Consider the following 12,895-nt stretch of genomic DNA (forward strand, 5'->3'; position numbering starts at 1 on the left):
AGGTATGCCTAAGTGACACAGGGCACCGTCCGCCCGGCCGGACGCGGCTTGCCTGCCTCCGCCGAATTACGCAACAATGGCGTTGTGAAAAACGTCGGCGAGGCTCGGGAGACCCCCACGGGGACCCCACAGGAGGAGCTCGCGACCGGGGAGCGGTCCACCCGCAACCGGGTCGCGCGGTCCATCCTGGACCACGGCCCGTCGACCGTCGCCGAGCTGGCCGGGCGGCTGGGACTCACCCAGGCGGCCGTACGCCGTCACCTGGACGCGCTGGTCGCCGACGACGTCGTCGAACCACGCGAGCAGCGCGTGTACGGCGCGCGCACGCGCGGCCGTCCCGCCAAGGTCTTCGCCCTGACCGACTGCGGCCGCGACGCCTTCGACCAGTCGTACGACAAGCTCGCCGCGGACGCGCTGCGCTGGATCGCCGAGCGAGAGGGCGGGCAGGAGGCGGTCACCGCCTTCGCCCGGGCCCGGATCGCCGCCCAGGCGCGCGCCTACCGCAAGGCGATCGAGAGCGTCACCCCCGACAAACGCGCCGAAGCGCTGGCCAGGGCCCTCAGCGCGGACGGGTACGCTGCAACGGCGCGCAGCGCACCGGTCGGCGAGCAGCTCTGCCAGCACCACTGCCCGGTCGCCCATGTCGCGGAGCAGTTCCCCCAGCTGTGCGAGGCGGAGACCGAGGCCTTCGCCGAGCTGCTGGGAACACATGTCCAGCGACTGGCGACCATCGCCCACGGCGACGGCGTCTGCACGACGTTCATCCCCAAGATTTCCACTGACGCATCTGCAAGCACGGCCGGGAGGAACCCCGCATGACTCTCCCCACGGAGACTGCTCACCCCGAACTCGAGGGCCTGGGCAAGTACGAATACGGCTGGGCCGACTCCGACGTGGCCGGTGCGTCCGCGCGCCGCGGCCTGAACGAGGACGTCGTCCGCGACATCTCGGGCAAGAAGTCCGAGCCGGAGTGGATGACCAAGCTGCGCCTCAAGGGCCTGAAGCTCTTCGGGAAGAAGCCCATGCCGAACTGGGGCTCGGACCTGTCGGGCATCGACTTCGACAACATCAAGTACTTCGTGCGCTCCACGGAGAAGCAGGCGGAGTCCTGGGAGGACCTGCCCGAGGACATCAAGAACACCTACGACAAGCTGGGCATCCCGGAGGCGGAGAAGCAGCGCCTGGTCGCCGGTGTCGCCGCCCAGTACGAGTCGGAGGTCGTCTACCACCAGATCCGCGAGGACCTGGAGGAGCAGGGCGTCATCTTCCTCGACACCGACACCGCGCTGAAGGAGCACCCGGAGCTCTTCAAGGAGTACTTCGGCACGGTCATCCCCGCCGGTGACAACAAGTTCGCCGCGCTGAACACCGCCGTGTGGTCGGGCGGCTCCTTCATCTACGTGCCGAAGGGCGTGCACGTGGAGATCCCGCTCCAGGCCTACTTCCGGATCAACACGGAGAACATGGGCCAGTTCGAGCGGACCCTGATCATCGTCGACGAGGGTGCCTACGTGCACTACGTCGAGGGCTGCACCGCCCCGATCTACAAGTCGGACTCCCTGCACAGCGCGGTCGTCGAGATCATCGTCAAGAAGAACGCCCGCTGCCGTTACACGACCATCCAGAACTGGTCGAACAACGTCTACAACCTGGTCACCAAGCGCGCCGTGGCCTACGAGGGCGCCACCATGGAGTGGATCGACGGCAACATCGGCTCCAAGGTGACGATGAAGTACCCGGCCGTCTACCTGATGGGCGAGCACGCCAAGGGCGAGACCCTCTCCATCGCCTTCGCGGGCGAGGGCCAGCACCAGGACGCGGGCGCCAAGATGGTCCACATGGCCCCCAACACCTCCTCCAACATCGTCTCCAAGTCGGTGGCGCGTGGCGGTGGCCGCACCTCCTACCGCGGTCTGATCGAGATCGGCGAGGGTGCCCCGGGCTCCAAGTCGAACGTGCTGTGCGACGCGCTGCTCGTCGACACGATCTCGCGGTCCGACACCTACCCGTACGTCGACGTCCGCGAGGACGACGTGTCCATGGGCCACGAGGCGACCGTCTCCAAGGTCTCCGAGGACCAGCTCTTCTACCTGATGAGCCGCGGCCTCTCCGAGGACGAGGCGATGGCGATGATCGTGCGCGGCTTCGTCGAGCCGATCGCCAAGGAGCTGCCCATGGAGTACGCCCTCGAACTCAACCGGCTGATCGAGCTCCAGATGGAAGGCGCGGTCGGCTAAGCACCGCCCGTCCTACCGTCAAGTCACTCACGCAAGAAAGCGAGCAGACCGACAGCCATGGCTGAGGCTCAGAACATCCCGGCCGGGTCCACCACCGCCGGCCAGATCGCGGTGGCCGCCGAGTCGACCGTCGCCACGCGCATGAGCGCGCCCCCGTCCTTCGACGTGGCGGACTTCCCGGTCCCCCACGGCCGCGAGGAGGAATGGCGCTTCACGCCGCTGGAGCGGCTGCGCGGGCTGCACGACGGCACGGCGGTCGCGACCGGCGACGGCGTGAAGGTGGACGTCCAGGCCCCCGAGGGCGTGACCGTCGAGACCGTGGGCCGCGACGACGCGCGCCTCGGCAGGGCCGGCACCCCCGTGGACCGTGTCGCCGCCCAGGCGTACTCGGCGTTCGAGAAGGCCGGCGTGGTCACCGTCCCCAAGGAGACGGTGCTCACCGAGCCGATCCGTATCGCCGTGCACGGCCAGGGCGGGACCGCCTACGGCCACCAGGTCGTCGAGCTGGGAGCCTTCGCCGAGGCCGTCGTCGTCATCGACCACACCGGTGACGCCGTACTCGCCGCCAACGTCGACTACATCCTGGGCGACGGCGCCAAGCTGACCGTCGTCTCCGTCCAGGACTGGGACGACAAGGCCGTCCACGTGGCCCAGCACAACGCCCTCGTCGGCCGGGACGCCTCCTTCAAGTCGGTCGTCGTGACCTTCGGCGGCGACGTGGTCCGCCTGCACCCGCGCGTGGAGTACGCCGGCACCGGCGGCGAGGCCGAGCTGTACGGCCTGTACTTCACCGACGCCGGGCAGCACCAGGAACACCGCCTCCTCGTCGACCACAACACCCCGCACTGCAAGTCGAACGTCGCCTACAAGGGCGCGCTCCAGGGCGACGACGCGCACGCGGTGTGGATCGGCGACGTGCTCATCGAGGCCAAGGCCGAGGGCACCGACACGTACGAGATGAACCGCAACCTCGTCCTCACCGACGGCGCCCGGGTCGACTCCGTGCCCAACCTGGAGATCGAGACCGGCGAGATCGTCGGCGCCGGCCACGCCAGCGCCACCGGCCGCTTCGACGACGAGCAGCTCTTCTACCTGATGGCGCGGGGCATCCCCGAGCACGAGGCCCGCCGCCTCGTCGTCCGCGGCTTCTTCGCCGAGCTGGTCCAGCAGATCGGCGTCGCGGACATCGAGGAGCGCCTGCTCGCCAAGATCGAGGAAGAGCTGGAGGCGTCGGTCGCATGAGCGACGCATTCGTACGTGTCTGCGGGCTGAGCGAGCTGGAGGACGACACCCCGAAGCGGGTGGAGGTCGACGGCACGCCGGTCTCGGTCGTGCGGACCGAGGGAGAGGTGTTCGCGATCCACGACATCTGCTCCCACGCGAACGTCTCGCTCGCCGAGGGCGAGGTCGACGACTGCCACATCGAGTGCTGGCTGCACGGCTCGCGTTTCGACCTCCGCTCCGGCAAGCCCGACAGCCTGCCCGCGACGCGCCCCGTCCCCGTATACCCCGTAAAGATCGAAGGGGACGACGTGCTCGTCTCCCTCAAGGAGTCCTGAGGCACCCATGGCAACGCTTGAAATCCGAGACCTGCACGTCACCGTCGAGGCCGACAACGCCACGAAGGAGATCCTCAAGGGCGTCGACCTCACCGTGAAGCAGGGCGAGACGCACGCCATCATGGGCCCCAACGGCTCGGGCAAGTCGACCCTCGCCTACTCGCTCGCGGGTCACCCGAAGTACACGATCACCAGCGGCACCGTCACCCTCGACGGCGAGGACGTCCTGGAGATGTCCGTCGACGAGCGCGCCCGCGCCGGCCTGTTCCTGGCGATGCAGTACCCGGTCGAGGTCCCCGGCGTCTCGGTCTCCAACTTCCTGCGCACCTCCGCCACCGCCATCCGCGGCGAGGCCCCGAAGCTGCGCACCTGGGTGAAGGAGGTCAAGGAGGCCATGCAGCGCCTCAACATGGACCCGTCCTTCGCCGAGCGCAACGTCAACGAGGGCTTCTCCGGCGGTGAGAAGAAGCGCCACGAGATCCTCCAGCTCGAGCTGCTCAAGCCGAAGGTCGCGATCCTCGACGAGACCGACTCCGGCCTCGACGTCGACGCGCTGCGGGTGGTCTCCGAGGGCGTCAACCGCGTCCGCGAGTCCGGCCAGGTCGGCACACTGCTGATCACGCACTACACGCGCATCCTGCGCTACATCAAGCCCGACCACGTCCACGTGTTCGCCGGCGGCAAGATCGTCGAGTCCGGCGGTCCCGAGCTCGCGGACAAGCTGGAGAACGAGGGCTACGAGGCATACACGAAGGGTGGCGCATCCGAGTGACCCAGCTGCCGGGCCTTCTCGACACGGAGGCGATCCGCAAGGACTTCCCCGTCCTGGACCGCCTGGTCCACGACGACAAGAAGCTCGTGTACCTGGACAACGCGGCGACCTCGCAGAAGCCGCGCCAGGTGCTGGACGCCCTCAGCGAGTACTACGAGCGCTACAACGCCAACGTCCACCGCGGTGTGCATGTGCTCGCCGAGGAGGCCACGGCACTGTACGAGGGCGCGCGCGACAAGGTCGCCGAGTTCATCAACGCGCCGAGCCGTGACGAGGTGATCTTCACCAAGAACGCCTCCGAGTCGCTCAACCTCGTGGCGAACATGCTCGGCTGGGCCGACGAGCCCTACCGGGTGGACTCCGACACCGAGATCGTCATCACGGAGATGGAGCACCACTCCAACATCGTGCCGTGGCAGCTGCTCGCGCAGCGCACCGGCGCGAAGCTGAAGTGGTTCGGCCTCACCGACGACGGCCGGCTGGACCTGTCCAACATCGAAGAGATCATCACCGAGAAGACGAAGATCGTCTCCTTCGTGCTGGTGTCGAACATCCTGGGCACCCTGAACCCGGTCGAGGCGATAGTCCGCCGCGCCCAGGAGGTCGGCGCGCTGGTCTGCGTCGACGCCTCCCAGGCCGCGCCGCACATGCCGCTGGACGTCCAGGCCCTGCAGGCCGACTTCGTGGCCTTCACCGGCCACAAGATGTGCGGCCCGACCGGCATCGGCGTGCTGTGGGGCCGCCAGGAACTGCTGGAGGACCTGCCTCCGTTCCTCGGCGGTGGCGAGATGATCGAGACGGTGTCCATGCACTCCTCGACCTACGCCCCCGCCCCGCACAAGTTCGAGGCGGGCACCCCGCCGATCGCCCAGGCGGTCGGTCTGGGAGCGGCGATCGACTACCTGTCGTCGATCGGCATGGACAAGATCCTCGCCCACGAGCACGCGCTCACCGAGTACGCGGTGCGCAAGCTGGCGGAGGTCCCCGACCTCAGGATCATCGGCCCGACCACGGCCGAGGAGCGGGGCGCGGCGATCTCCTTCACACTGGGGGACATCCACCCGCACGACGTGGGCCAGGTCCTCGACGAGCAGGGCATCGCGGTCCGCGTCGGCCACCACTGCGCGCGGCCCGTCTGCCTCCGCTACGGAATTCCCGCGACCACGCGAGCGTCGTTCTATCTGTACTCCACGCCGGCCGAGATCGACGCACTGGTCGACGGCCTGGAGCACGTACGGAACTTCTTCGGCTGAAGGGCGTGAGCTGAGACCGTGAAGCTGGACTCGATGTACCAGGAAGTCATCCTGGACCACTACAAGAACCCGCATGGGCGTGGTCTCAGGGATGGCGACGCCGAGGTTCACCATGTGAACCCGACGTGCGGCGACGAGATCACCCTCCGCGTGAAGTACGACGGCACGACGATCGAGGACGTCAGTTACGAGGGCCAGGGCTGCTCCATCAGCCAGGCCTCGGCCTCCGTGCTGAACGAGCTCCTCGTCGGCAAGGACCTGGCCGACGCGCAGAAGATCCAGGAGACCTTCCTGGAACTGATGCAGTCCAAGGGCCGGATCGAGCCCGACGACGCCATGGAGGACGTCCTGGAGGACGCGGTCGCGTTCGCCGGCGTCTCCAAGTACCCCGCCCGGGTCAAGTGCGCCCTCCTGAGCTGGATGGCGTGGAAGGACGCGACGGCCCAGGCGCTGGGTGGCGCGGCCGACGCCGAAAGGAAGACGGCATGACCGACACCGCTGAGATGAAGCCGGCCTCGGAGGAAGAACTCCGCGAGGCGCTGTACGACGTCGTCGACCCCGAGCTGGGGATCGACGTCGTCAACCTCGGCCTGATCTACGGCATCCACATCGACGACGCGAACATCGCGACGATCGACATGACGCTGACCTCGGCGGCCTGTCCGCTGACCGACGTCATCGAGGACCAGGCCAAGTCCGCCACGGACGGGCTGGTCAGCGAGCTGCGCATCAACTGGGTGTGGATGCCGCCGTGGGGCCCCGACAAGATCACGGACGACGGCCGGGAGCAGCTGAGGGCGCTCGGCTTCAACGTCTGAGAGCTTCTGTACGCGTGAAGCGGCGGCACCTGGCAGGTGCCGCCGCTTCCGTGTTGTTCAGGGGTTCAGCTGTTCAGGCGCTCAGGCGAGCCCGTCGACCAGCTTGAAGGCCGAGTCCGCCCAGTACTGGTTGCTGTTCTGGTACGCGTCCAGCTTGAGCTGGAAGTTCTGGTGACGCAGGAAGCGGCCGGGGTAGTTCACCGATTCCAGCATCACCGCGCCGGAGTACATGGACGCCCGGGCGCAGAAGGTGGCGTCCTGCTTGAACAGCGACGAGCCGTCGTTGCGTTCGGAGCGGAGCACGAAGTTGCGGTGCCGCAGGTAGGTGCCGTCGGCCGTGGCGAACGAGTAGCAGGAGGCGTTGGCCAGGCCCCTGACCACCTTGAAGGTGGCGTCGCGGCGGGCGGAGGCGGAGCCGACCGGGTCGAGCTTCACGTAGTCGCCGCTGACGTGCCAGTAGCGGTCCGGGTAGTTGACCGACCGCATGGACTTCCAGGCGGACGGCGTCTTCGAGCCGTGCGAACCGCCGTCCGAGCCGGACGACCCGGACGAGCCCGAGGATCCCGAGGACCCCGGCGACTTCGAGGGCTTGGCGGAAGCCTTGTGTCCCGCTTTGTCGTGAGGGGGCGTGGCCGAGGCCGACGCCGAGGCGGTGGTCCTGCCCGACGACGGAAGGCTCTTCGTTCCGGGCGCGGACTTCGTGCTCGCCGAGGGCGAGGCGAAGGAGAGCAGACCGGGCCCGTCGTCGACGGGAGACGGCGACTCCGCCTTGGCTGACGGCTCTTCAGTGGCGTTGCGGTTCACCGCTATCGCCGTCGCACAGGCGACGATCGTAGCGATGGCCAGTCCGCCGGCCAGCCAGAGTCTTCGCGTTCCGGGAGCCCGGGACGTGTCGGGGGCCCAACCGTTCTCCCATGGTTCGTTCTCAGGGAGCTGGGGGGTGGTTTCTTGCATGCGCTGTTCCTCCAGCGGCGCGCGGGGCGGCGGCCGGGGGTGTGAGGGGGAAGTAAGTGAGGGGTGAAACACTAGTGGAGCCGACGGGTCGTCGGGAGACGTTTGGGCGAGCGGTTTCCATGAAAATGAAACAACCTCAAGTTGCCTGTGTCTCCTGGCACTTCCTTCCCGGTCCACTCTCGATGCATCTGGCCCGGGATGGCTGGAACTGCGTGATTCGGCTGCTGCTCGGGCGCGGGTGACGGACGTGTCCCGTCGTCGGGAGCCGCACCGGACGCCCGGTACGGGCGTCGGCGACAGCGGCTGACGCCGTGGGACCGCGGCGCGGAACGCGACGCGGCCGACCGCCGAGGGCCCTCGCCGACCGTGTCGACGTGTTCCGGCTCGGTCGAGGGTTGCGCCGTGGGGCTGGCGCCGGGCGGCGGCCCGTGGCCCGCGGAGAGGCCACGGAGCCCTCCTCCGGGCGTGGCGGACCGCGGATCGGCCGGGAGCCACGGAACGGTGTCACGGACCGGTCGGCGAGCCGGGGGGCGGCGACCCGTGGCCCGGAAGATGAGACACGGTTCGCCCCGGACGACCCGGTCACGTTAGGTTGCCCATATGACCGACAAGAACGTACGCACCACCGGTGCCGTCGCAGCCGGCCTCGCCACGATCGCCGCCGACGGCACCGTCCTCGACACCTGGTTCCCCGCTCCGGAGCTGACGGAGCAGCCCGGCCCCACCGGCACCGAGCGGCTTTCCGCAGAGCAGGCCGCGCAGCTGCTCGGCGGCGGCGCGACCGCGGCGATCGGCCCGGACACCCGCCGGGGCGTCGAGGTGGTCGCGGTCCGCACGGTCATCGCCTCGCTCGACGACAAGCCGATCGACGCGCACGACGTCTACCTGCGCCTGCACCTGCTCTCCCACCGGCTGGTCAAGCCGCACGGCCAGAACCTGGACGGCATGTTCGCCCACCTGGCCAACGTCGCCTGGACCTCGCTCGGCCCGGTCGCCGTGGACGACGTCGAGAAGGTGCGCCTGAACGTCCGGGCCGAGGGCCTGCACCTCCAGGTGACCTCGATCGACAAGTTCCCCCGCATGACGGACTACGTCGCCCCGAAGGGCGTCCGTATCGCCGACGCCGACCGCGTCCGCCTCGGCGCGCACCTCGCCGAGGGCACCACGGTCATGCACGAGGGCTTCGTCAACTTCAACGCGGGCACTCTCGGCACCTCCATGGTCGAGGGCCGTATCTCCGCGGGCGTCGTGGTCGGCGACGGCTCGGACATCGGCGGCGGCGCCTCCACCATGGGCACCCTCTCCGGCGGCGGCAACGTGATCATCTCCATCGGCGAGCGCTGCCTGATCGGCGCCGAGGCGGGCGTCGGCATCGCCCTCGGCGACGAGTGCGTGGTCGAGGCCGGCCTCTACGTCACCGCGGGCACCCGGATCACCATGCCCGACGGCCAGATCGTCAAGGCTCGCGAGCTCTCCGGCGCCTCCAACATCCTCTTCCGCCGCAACTCGGTCACCGGCACGGTCGAGGCCCGCCCGAACAACGCGGTCTGGGGCGGTCTGAACGAGGTGCTGCACAGCCACAACTGACGGCGACGGCCCCGCGGCGCCCTTCCGCCCCGTGCGGGAGGGCGCTCGTTCATGTCCCAAGGGCCTGCGCGAAGTCGGCCAGCGCCGTGAAGTCCGGCTCCAGGAGTCCGATCCCGGGGCTGACGTGGTGGAGCAGCGCGGGGCCGGTGTGGTGGGCCCGTACGTAGGCCGAGTCGGCCGGGGTCTGCTCGTCGTCCACCCACGCGAAGGGTCGGTCGGCGGCGTGGGCGACGATGGCCTGCGTCTTCCAGTGGACGCCGTCGGGCCGCAGGGCGAACAGGCCCGCGCCGAAGTCGACGTACGGCAGGTCAGGCAGGCCGACGACAGGGGCGATCCAGCGGTTGGCCGCGTCCATCCACGTGGTCGCCCAGCACAGGTCGTAGCCGAGGTCCAGGAGTGCGGGCCCGTGGGCCGGGTTCAGCCAGACCCGCAGGGCGCGGCCGGGACGCAGGGCCACCCGGATCGTCGTGTAGCCCTCGGGCCGCCGCTCGGGCTTCGCCGCGTACGGGTTCAGAGGGCCGTCGACGTCCAGGTACAGCACGGGACGGCTCACGGGACCAACGTACGGCACGGGGCGCCGCGGACCGGCGGGGAAGGGATGATCAGGCCTCCGCGAGCTCCTCGTACGCCGCACGCAGCATGTCGGCCGCCTCCCGGCCGGCGGGCCGGAGCGGGGCCCGCACCGGGCCCGCGGGCAGCCCGAGGCCGGTCAGCAGGGCCTTGGCGGTGACCGTGCCGGGCAGGCCCGCGCCCATCATCGCCTCGATCAGCGGGGTCGCCCGTAGCTGGAGCCGGGTCGCGCGGGCCGTGTCGCCCGCGTCGAACGCGTCCAGGATGTCGGCGATCCGGCGCGGGACGACGTTCGCGACCGTGCTGACACAGCCGGCGGCGCCCACCGCGTACAGGGCGAGGATGTGCTCGTCGCAGCCGGCGTAGTAGGCGAGGCCGGTGCGGGCCAGCACCTTCTGCGTGCCGAGGAAGTCGTACGAACAGTCCTTGACGGCCACGATCCGCGGGTGGTCCGCGAGGCGGATCATCGTCTCCGGCTCGATGCGGGCGCCGGTGCGGCCCGGGATGTCGTACAGCATCACCGGAAGACCGCTCGCGTCGGCGACCTGACGGAAGTGCGCCTCCAGCGCGTCCTGCGGTGGTCTGCTGTAGTACGGCGTCACCACCAGCACCCCGTCCGCGCCCGCCTTCTCGGCCGCCAGGGCCAGCTCCACGGTGTGCAGGGTGTCGGAGGTGCCCACACCCGTCACGATCGACGCCCGCTCGCCGACCGCCTCCCGGACGGCCGTGACGAGCGCCGCCTTCTCGGTGTCGGTCGTGGTGGGTGACTCGCCCGACGTGCCGTTCAGCACCAGGCCGTCGCAGCCCTCCGACACCAGCCGCTCGGCCAGACGCCCGGCACCGTCCAGGTCGAGCGTGCCCGCCCGGGTGAAAGGAGTGATCATCGCGCAGAGCGTGCGGCCGAAGGGGTGCGGGACGGCGTGCGGGGAGGACTGAGGGGTGGTCGTCATGGGGGTAGTCTCGGCGCCACGACAATGAAGCTCCACTTAAATTTCCTAAGAGATATCGATAAGCACTGCTGCGACGACGGTTCCCGTGCGCGCCATGCCCTGTGTCCAACTCGGCCCTTCATGGGTCACTATGGCCAGGAGGACATCGACGGCAGGTCATGGAGGCGCCATGAAGCTCGGCAAGGCACTGGCCACCGGAGTCGCTGAGGAACGCCCGCTCGTCCACGAGGAAGAACTCGACGTCCCCGAGGAGATCCGCGAACCGGAGCCCACCGCGATCCGCGAACCGCGGTCGTCCGCCCCCGAAGAGGTCCCGGCGGCCCGATGAGACTGCGGCTCCCCACGGAACGCCCGGCGGAGCCGCCGACCGGATACAAGATCGCCCACCCGGTGCTGTCCCAGGACGGCACCCGGGCCGGGTTCACCGGCGTGTCGCTCGGCGGTGCGCTGCCGTACGCGGTCCTGGACGACGCGTCCTGCGTCTACGGGCGCCGGCACCGCCCGCCCGCGCGGCTGTGCGACTGCGGCTTCCACTGCGTGCACGACCGCGGGGACGCCGAGGCACTGCTGTGCACCGCAGAGCACCGGGCGGCGGTCCTGCTGGAGGTGTCCGTCCTGGGTGCCTACATCCGCTTCGAGCGCGGCTTCCGCTACGCCCGGCAGCGGGTGCGCACCGTCACCGCCGGCCCCTGTGCCTGTGGGGCGACGCCGGTGGCGCTCGCCGACACGGGCTGGGGCAGACCCGGATGGCGCGCTCTGGCCGCGTACTGCCCGCTGTGCGTGCGCGGCCGTACGTCCCTCTCGCTCGCCTCCTTCGCCCGGCTGGCCGGGTACGGGCTGCGGGTGGTGGCGCGCGGCAGCGACCCGGCGGACGGCGGCCCGGCCGGGCCCGACGGACTCGGCGTACCCGAACTCGTCGCCGAAGCCGCCCTGTTGCAGGCCCGCCTCGACTGGTTCCAGTCCCAGCTGGCCCGGCTCGGCGACCACGGCGCAGGGGGAGGGGACAACGGCCCGCCCCCTCCTCCGAAGGGCTGACCGCCCCCTTAACGGTCATCGGCCGGGGTACCCGGATGCTCCGGACCGAGAGGAGGCGGAACACCGTGACCGGGACCACGAACGTGCGGCCGACAGCCGACCACCAAGCTTCGGTGGGCGAACTCGTCGGCCGGGCCACCGAACAGCTCTCCCGCCTCGTGCGGCAGGAAGTGGCCCTCGCCAAGGAGGAGCTGACCGAGAAAGGCCGGCGAGCGGGACGCGGCGGCGGGCTGCTGGGCGCGGCGGGCGCCGTCGCCTACGCCGGTTTCCTCGGCCTGGCCGCCGCGGCCGCCGCCGCCCTCTCGCTGACGCTGCCCGTGTGGGCCGCGGCACTCATCGTCACGGCGGTGCTCTTCGCCGTCGCCGCCGTACTCGCCGCGACCGGCCGCGCCCAGCTGCGGCGGGCCGCACCACCCACACCCGAGGAGACGCTCGGCAGCGTCAAGGCGGACGTCGACGAGATCAGGGAAAGGGCTCACCGATGACAAACAGGAGCGGACCCGGCGGGGGCGGCGCGAAGGGCCCCGACGAGCTGCGGGAGCAGATCAAGCACACCAGGAGCCAGCTCGGCAGCACCGTCGAGGAGCTGGCCGCCAGGGTGGACGTAAAGGGCCGTGCCCGGGCCCGCGCCGCCGACCTCAGGGACAAGGCGGGCGCGATGACGGTACAGCTGCGCAGCACCGCCGCACAGGCCGGACACACGGTGCAGGAGCGGGCGGCCAGGGCCGGGCACACCGTGCAGGAGCAGGCCGCCAGGGCGGGACACACCGTGCAGGAGCGGGCGGGGCACGCCGGGCACGTCGCCCAGGACAGGGCGGCGCACGCCGGGCACGCCGTCGAGCGTCGCGTACCGCGCCAGGCCCGCACCTTCGTCCAGACGGGAGCGCGGCACCCGGTGCCGACGCTGCTCGTCGGCGCGGGCGCGGCCCTCGTCGTGGCGGGCCTGTGGTGGCGCACCCGCCACACCCGCCACTGAAGAACAGGTGCTACGGCCGCGGGGGGGGGGGGGGGGCCCCCGCCCCCCCCCCCCCCCCCCCCGGCCCCCGGCGCCCCCCCCCCCCCCCCCCCCCCCCCCCCCGGGGGGGGGGGGGGGGGGGGGGGGGGGCCCCCCGGGGGCCCCCCCCCCCCCCCCCACCACTCCTCGGTCCTCCATTCGGCGG

At 70.5% G+C, this 12,895-nt stretch carries 16 protein-coding genes; 13 read left to right on the forward strand and 3 right to left on the reverse strand.

Features of this window, described 5'->3' with window-relative positions; all coding sequences use genetic code 11:
• Positions 1-84 precede the first annotated feature (84 nt).
• From ACFY0F_RS05235 to ACFY0F_RS05270, 8 genes are read left to right on the forward strand one after another with little or no spacing between them, the layout of a single operon-like run.
• A complete protein-coding gene (locus ACFY0F_RS05235) occupies positions 85-819 on the forward strand; it encodes a helix-turn-helix transcriptional regulator (protein ID WP_388789050.1) in 735 nt (244 codons plus the stop codon).
• A complete protein-coding gene (gene sufB, locus ACFY0F_RS05240) occupies positions 816-2,237 on the forward strand; it encodes a Fe-S cluster assembly protein SufB (RefSeq protein WP_388789053.1) in 1,422 nt (473 codons plus the stop codon). The genes ACFY0F_RS05235 and sufB overlap by 4 nt, the downstream gene beginning before the upstream one ends.
• A gap of 57 nt (positions 2,238-2,294) precedes the next feature.
• Positions 2,295-3,479 (forward strand): Fe-S cluster assembly protein SufD, encoded by a 1,185-nt coding sequence (sufD, locus tag ACFY0F_RS05245; RefSeq protein WP_388789056.1) that lies wholly within the window; start codon positions 2,295-2,297, stop codon positions 3,477-3,479.
• Positions 3,476-3,796, forward strand: a complete 321-nt coding sequence (locus tag ACFY0F_RS05250) for a non-heme iron oxygenase ferredoxin subunit (RefSeq protein WP_388789058.1) — start codon at positions 3,476-3,478, stop codon at positions 3,794-3,796. The genes sufD and ACFY0F_RS05250 overlap by 4 nt, the downstream gene beginning before the upstream one ends.
• Positions 3,797-3,803: 7 nt before the next feature.
• Positions 3,804-4,568: a Fe-S cluster assembly ATPase SufC gene (gene sufC, locus ACFY0F_RS05255; RefSeq protein ID WP_388789061.1), complete on the forward strand. Its 765-nt coding sequence runs from the start codon at positions 3,804-3,806 to the stop codon at positions 4,566-4,568.
• Positions 4,565-5,821 carry a cysteine desulfurase gene (locus ACFY0F_RS05260; protein ID WP_388789064.1) on the forward strand — a complete coding sequence of 419 codons (1,257 nt, stop codon included), beginning with the start codon at positions 4,565-4,567 and terminating at the stop codon, positions 5,819-5,821. Before sufC ends, ACFY0F_RS05260 begins: the two co-directional genes overlap by 4 nt.
• A gap of 18 nt (positions 5,822-5,839) precedes the next feature.
• Positions 5,840-6,310: a Fe-S cluster assembly sulfur transfer protein SufU gene (gene sufU, locus ACFY0F_RS05265; protein ID WP_388789067.1), complete on the forward strand. Its 471-nt coding sequence runs from the start codon at positions 5,840-5,842 to the stop codon at positions 6,308-6,310.
• Positions 6,307-6,639, forward strand: a complete 333-nt coding sequence (locus tag ACFY0F_RS05270; protein ID WP_116151812.1) for a metal-sulfur cluster assembly factor — start codon at positions 6,307-6,309, stop codon at positions 6,637-6,639. The genes sufU and ACFY0F_RS05270 overlap by 4 nt, the downstream gene beginning before the upstream one ends.
• An 81-nt stretch (positions 6,640-6,720) precedes the next feature.
• Here the strand turns inward: ACFY0F_RS05270 and ACFY0F_RS05275 are convergent, their stop codons facing one another.
• Complete coding sequence (locus ACFY0F_RS05275) at positions 6,721-7,593, reverse strand: AbfB domain-containing protein (protein ID WP_388789070.1); 873 nt, start codon at positions 7,591-7,593, stop codon at positions 6,721-6,723.
• Between the two features lie 600 nt (positions 7,594-8,193).
• Here ACFY0F_RS05275 and dapD point away from each other — a divergent pair.
• Positions 8,194-9,180: a 2,3,4,5-tetrahydropyridine-2,6-dicarboxylate N-succinyltransferase gene (gene dapD, locus ACFY0F_RS05280; protein ID WP_388789072.1), complete on the forward strand. Its 987-nt coding sequence runs from the start codon at positions 8,194-8,196 to the stop codon at positions 9,178-9,180.
• Between the two features lie 49 nt (positions 9,181-9,229).
• Here the strand turns inward: dapD and ACFY0F_RS05285 are convergent, their stop codons facing one another.
• Both ACFY0F_RS05285 and dapA read right to left on the reverse strand, forming a co-directional pair.
• Positions 9,230-9,733, reverse strand: a complete 504-nt coding sequence (locus ACFY0F_RS05285; protein WP_388789075.1) for a hypothetical protein — start codon at positions 9,731-9,733, stop codon at positions 9,230-9,232.
• A 49-nt stretch (positions 9,734-9,782) separates the two neighbouring features.
• Positions 9,783-10,700, reverse strand: a complete 918-nt coding sequence (gene dapA / locus ACFY0F_RS05290; RefSeq protein ID WP_388789078.1) for a 4-hydroxy-tetrahydrodipicolinate synthase — start codon at positions 10,698-10,700, stop codon at positions 9,783-9,785.
• A gap of 169 nt (positions 10,701-10,869) precedes the next feature.
• On the opposite strand from dapA, the gene ACFY0F_RS05295 reads away from it, so the two are divergent.
• The 4 genes from ACFY0F_RS05295 to ACFY0F_RS05310 all read left to right on the forward strand — a co-directional run bounded on the left by ACFY0F_RS05295 (position 10,870) and on the right by ACFY0F_RS05310 (position 12,711).
• Entirely contained in the window at positions 10,870-11,028 is a 159-nt protein-coding gene (locus ACFY0F_RS05295; RefSeq protein ID WP_388789080.1) for a hypothetical protein, read from the forward strand.
• The gene (locus tag ACFY0F_RS05300; protein ID WP_388789083.1) at positions 11,025-11,735 is read left to right on the forward strand and encodes a hypothetical protein; all 711 of its coding nucleotides are present in this window, start codon (positions 11,025-11,027) and stop codon (positions 11,733-11,735) included. The genes ACFY0F_RS05295 and ACFY0F_RS05300 overlap by 4 nt, the downstream gene beginning before the upstream one ends.
• A gap of 65 nt (positions 11,736-11,800) precedes the next feature.
• Complete coding sequence (locus tag ACFY0F_RS05305) at positions 11,801-12,220, forward strand: phage holin family protein (RefSeq protein ID WP_388789086.1); 420 nt, start codon at positions 11,801-11,803, stop codon at positions 12,218-12,220.
• A complete protein-coding gene (locus tag ACFY0F_RS05310; RefSeq protein WP_388789092.1) occupies positions 12,217-12,711 on the forward strand; it encodes a DUF3618 domain-containing protein in 495 nt (164 codons plus the stop codon). The genes ACFY0F_RS05305 and ACFY0F_RS05310 overlap by 4 nt, the downstream gene beginning before the upstream one ends.
• Positions 12,712-12,895: the final 184 nt, after the last annotated feature.

This window comes from Streptomyces sp. NPDC001544 (assembly GCF_042894285.1).
In the GTDB taxonomy this organism is placed as follows: domain Bacteria; phylum Actinomycetota; class Actinomycetes; order Streptomycetales; family Streptomycetaceae; genus Streptomyces.

Bases quoted from the DNA above. Each gene is read 5' to 3' on its own strand.
- sufB (WP_388789053.1), top strand. From the start codon at position 816: ATGACTCTCCCCACGGAGACTGCTCACCCCGAACTCGAGGGCCTGGGC.
- sufD (WP_388789056.1), top strand. From the start codon at position 2,295: ATGGCTGAGGCTCAGAACATCCCGGCCGGGTCCACCACCGCCGGCCAG.
- ACFY0F_RS05250 (WP_388789058.1), top strand. From the start codon at position 3,476: ATGAGCGACGCATTCGTACGTGTCTGCGGGCTGAGCGAGCTGGAGGAC.
- sufC (WP_388789061.1), top strand. From the start codon at position 3,804: ATGGCAACGCTTGAAATCCGAGACCTGCACGTCACCGTCGAGGCCGAC.
- ACFY0F_RS05270 (WP_116151812.1), top strand. From the start codon at position 6,307: ATGACCGACACCGCTGAGATGAAGCCGGCCTCGGAGGAAGAACTCCGC.
- ACFY0F_RS05275 (WP_388789070.1), bottom strand. From the start codon at position 7,593: ATGCAAGAAACCACCCCCCAGCTCCCTGAGAACGAACCATGGGAGAAC.
- dapD (WP_388789072.1), top strand. From the start codon at position 8,194: ATGACCGACAAGAACGTACGCACCACCGGTGCCGTCGCAGCCGGCCTC.
- dapA (WP_388789078.1), bottom strand. From the start codon at position 10,700: ATGACGACCACCCCTCAGTCCTCCCCGCACGCCGTCCCGCACCCCTTC.
- ACFY0F_RS05295 (WP_388789080.1), top strand. From the start codon at position 10,870: ATGAAGCTCGGCAAGGCACTGGCCACCGGAGTCGCTGAGGAACGCCCG.
- ACFY0F_RS05300 (WP_388789083.1), top strand. From the start codon at position 11,025: ATGAGACTGCGGCTCCCCACGGAACGCCCGGCGGAGCCGCCGACCGGA.
- ACFY0F_RS05310 (WP_388789092.1), top strand. From the start codon at position 12,217: ATGACAAACAGGAGCGGACCCGGCGGGGGCGGCGCGAAGGGCCCCGAC.